We start from the raw sequence: 3,296 nt of genomic DNA, 5'->3' as shown, positions 1-3,296 counted from the left end.
CGTTCTACAAAAAAAATGAAAAGATCATTGCTTATCACTATCGTCATACTTGGCGTGATCTCTTCAGCTTGGGCAGTAATCAAACTCAACACTCCAGAAGAATGGAAATGCCTCGAATCGGAACTAAAAAGCGAAGCATTCCCTCACACATACCAAGAGCCCAGCCTGTTCGACAACATCGTACAGAATGACGGAAAAGTCATCACCCACTACGATCTAAAGACAAAAGAAGAATACCAACGACTGCTAAAAAAGGATTTAATATATGGATACTATGTGAACTGTCGGCTACACGAAAATGGAACAATTGATTACGAAAAGATATTCTACCTCCATGGGAAAGAATTCGTTTTAGGAAAAGGAACGATAAAAAATATTAGGTAGAACAAGTCGCTCCAGGCAACTGCGGCAAACGCTCGCCTCTTTCATTACGAACCCATGAAAACCAACCACCCCAGTAATCCAAACGATAGTTTAGGCCTTGTCGCCTGAGCTCTGCGTTGGGCAAAAATAGAAAATGAAGATCAAAGAGCTACTTCTGCTGATAGCGACATTCTGCATTGTCCCAAGCCTTCAGGTCACTCCAGCATTAGTTACGATGTTCGCTATCGATTCATTCGCACTGGTCACCATTCTTTTAGGCATCTACTCATTCGCATCCGGCTTTCTCACTATGATCGTTGCAGTGGCAGTAACCAAAGAAAGAACAAAGAAAAAACTTCTATACCTATTTGGATGCACGATCGGATCGTGGATCGCGATCTACATAATCGTTGATTGGATTAGAAACTGGGGCACCGTTGCTGAATCAGTTTGGTTCCTTTCCGCAATCATCGGATCCTCTATCGTACTGGCTCACAATTTTAAGGAAATCAACAAGCCCAACCAGGCAGTTCAGGCAACGAGCGCAAGCGCTCGTCGCCTGACTTAGACGTTCGAAGAATATATGAGTTCAGCTGACCCCAGTTTCTTTTACCAAGTTATCGCCAACCCAGCTTTTTCCCTTCTGACTGGATGCATTGGATTCTTCTTCGGACACCGAATTGCTCTTTCACGAGACAAAAGAAAGGAATACAACGAGATCGCAGATAGAATCTACCTCGCACTCTGCAAAGAGAAAGAAAGACTCGAAGCACCAATCAGTGGACCGAATGAGGATGACTTTCGGCTCTTCAGCAGACATCTGAGCTTATTGGAACGAAAGGACTATGAGAAGAACTATGATTCATACCTTTCGACTAAAAGAGGCGGAAACACCTATATCGACGAATTTGGCCAACAATTCTATTTAAACGAAGTGCTAGTAAAGAACGCTATCGATAAGCTGATTGAAAATGTTAAGAGAAAATAGTTCGAACAAGACGCTCGATACAACTCGGGCCAAACGCCCGAGTTGTGGATGCAGCAAGGACGATACTCACCCTACTCCTTTACCTCGGCTTTCGAGCCCTCGCGTATCAGCTTAGCGTTATGTGAGAAATAAATCACGATGGAAAACGAATGGATAGACACGATTGATACAGCCCTGAAGATCGGGCTCGGAGCATTAATCGCCGGATTCTTCGGTTGGCTTGGAAATCGGCAGAATCACAATCACGAGCTAAACAAGGAACAACGAAAGAGACGAATTGAAGACCTACAAAAGAAAGAGGACAGATTCGTTGATTTCCTCTCTCGGTCGCAGAATCTCGTTCAAAGTCATCTCTACACCAGCCTTGATGCTGGTTCGAACGAATATCAAGAATACTTGAGAAGCTTCAATCTGCTTCAAATATCTAATTCGGACGAAGTAAGAATGGCTGCATACAATCTAATGGATGCCACAAACCAATTTGCGATTGGAAATAAGAACACTCCTGACATGGATTACCAAAAAAGCCTAAGAAAGAATTTCGACGAAAAATTAGGTTTTTTTCAAAAGGTTGCCCAACTTGAAATATCAAAAACAGAAATTACATAATCGGGTAGCCGGGGGCATTAACTCCCCAAGCTCCCACAACACCACTCATACGGATCCGTAAGTGGCGTTTCCTAGTTATATATAACGGCGATCAGACTTTCGCTTGGTCTCCGTGTCTAAAGACGATCAGCAGTTCACTCAATGACGGGACTCCTTGCTCCTCGAGCCAGGCGTTGGACAACGCGTATCGAACTAATGGATTCATGCTGAGCCGCCAGTAGCCCTTTCGGCTACGACTTGCCAGCTTCACCGCCGAGGGTTCGACGCCCAGCTTTATCAACATACGACGCCTCGTCCGAGGCAGCTTCCACATTTTCCAGTAGCATAGTCGCACGCGACGGCGGATCCAACCGTCCCAAGCCCGAGCTTCCCTACACAGGAACCCAAACTTGAAGTAGTGGAACCAGCCCACGCAATACGAGCGGAGCTTCGACAATCGAAACTCCATCGATACGCCTAGGCTCCTAGAGGTAAGTTCCTTTATTCGCAGCTTGAAGCGCTTGAGCGACTTCTCGCTAGTTAGTGTCCGGAATCTTTCGCAAAAAGGTAGCTGTACCTTAAGGCAGTGGCGTATTCGTTTTTTGGTTATTGGTTAAAGGTATCTAAAAGTCAATTAGCCCCCGAGGGGGCTGCCGCCGCTTCAGGCGCTCTTCTCCTCGTTTTCTTCGGCCAGCAGCTTCATGTCCAGATAGACTCGGCTGTCCGACCACGACTTCGAAGCGACGTATCGCAATCTGGCGCAAGCCAGCATCAACGCGCTCTTGCCGTCAGGGAAGCAACCGACAACGCGGGTTCGTCGCCTGATCTCCTTCATTATCCGTTCCAGCATGTTGTTGGTCCGTATGCTTCGGTGGTGCTTCCTGGGGAACCGGTAGTAGGTGACGCTCTCGGATACACCCTCTCGAAGGACCGCAGCCGCAGCGGCAAGCTTCATCGACTCGAGCGCGTCGGCCACCTCGATCGCCTTGCGGGTAGCCGCTTCGGCAGACTCTTGGGCGTGGATCGCCTTGAGCATCGCCGCCGCGGTCGCCTTCTTGCTGTGCGAGACCTTGGCCAGCACGTTGCGGTGGAAGTGGAAGAGGCATCTCTGCCACTTGCTTGCCGGATAGATCTCGGGAAGCGCTTCGACGAGCCCCTTGGACTTGTCGGAAACCGTTAGGTCTATCTTCTCGAGTCCTCGCGAGTAGAGGTTCTTCAGCAGCTCCAGCCAGCTGTCCTTCGACTCGCTCATCCCCTCGACGACGCCGAGCACCTCGCGGAAGCCATGCTCGTTGACGCCGATGGCGACAAGCACGCTCACGTTCTCCATCTCGCCTCCCCACGAGCGCTTCAGCCA

The 3,296-nt window shown here is 48.6% G+C and carries 6 protein-coding genes; 4 read left to right on the top strand and 2 right to left on the bottom strand.

Translation table 11 applies throughout. The features are described 5' to 3' along the window. The 4 genes from IEN85_RS10590 to IEN85_RS10575 form a co-directional block, all read left to right on the top strand. A partial coding sequence (locus IEN85_RS10590; protein ID WP_224772553.1) for a hypothetical protein occupies window positions 1–384 on the top strand: 384 nt, incomplete at its 5' end. Window positions 385–517: 133 nt separating this feature from the next. Next, on the top strand, window positions 518–931 hold the full coding sequence (locus IEN85_RS10585) for a hypothetical protein (RefSeq protein WP_191617066.1): 414 nt from the start codon (window positions 518–520) through the stop codon (window positions 929–931). Window positions 932–946: 15 nt separating this feature from the next. Then, window positions 947–1,351 (top strand): hypothetical protein, encoded by a 405-nt coding sequence (locus IEN85_RS10580; protein ID WP_191617064.1) that lies wholly within the window; start codon window positions 947–949, stop codon window positions 1,349–1,351. 138 nt (window positions 1,352–1,489) lie between these two features. After that, a complete protein-coding gene (locus tag IEN85_RS10575) occupies window positions 1,490–1,960 on the top strand; it encodes a hypothetical protein (protein ID WP_191617063.1) in 471 nt (156 codons plus the stop codon). A 91-nt stretch (window positions 1,961–2,051) separates the two neighbouring features. Here IEN85_RS10575 and IEN85_RS24965 read toward each other — a convergent pair whose 3' ends face one another. Then, on the bottom strand, window positions 2,052–2,534 hold the full coding sequence (locus IEN85_RS24965) for a group II intron maturase-specific domain-containing protein (RefSeq protein WP_425503167.1): 483 nt from the start codon (window positions 2,532–2,534) through the stop codon (window positions 2,052–2,054). Between the two features lie 66 nt (window positions 2,535–2,600). Beyond that, on the bottom strand, window positions 2,601–3,296 hold a 696-nt coding region (locus IEN85_RS10565), incomplete at its 5' end, for an IS256 family transposase (RefSeq protein WP_191616775.1).

The organism is Pelagicoccus enzymogenes, from assembly GCF_014803405.1.
Classification (GTDB): domain Bacteria; phylum Verrucomicrobiota; class Verrucomicrobiia; order Opitutales; family Opitutaceae; genus Pelagicoccus; species Pelagicoccus enzymogenes.
This window is presented reverse-complemented; position numbering and strand designations above follow the sequence as displayed.

Coding starts and splice junctions, on each gene's coding strand:
- IEN85_RS10585 (WP_191617066.1), top strand. CDS start 518: ATGAAGATCAAAGAGCTACTTCTGCTGATAGCGACATTCTGCATTGTC.
- IEN85_RS10580 (WP_191617064.1), top strand. CDS start 947: ATGAGTTCAGCTGACCCCAGTTTCTTTTACCAAGTTATCGCCAACCCA.
- IEN85_RS10575 (WP_191617063.1), top strand. CDS start 1,490: ATGGAAAACGAATGGATAGACACGATTGATACAGCCCTGAAGATCGGG.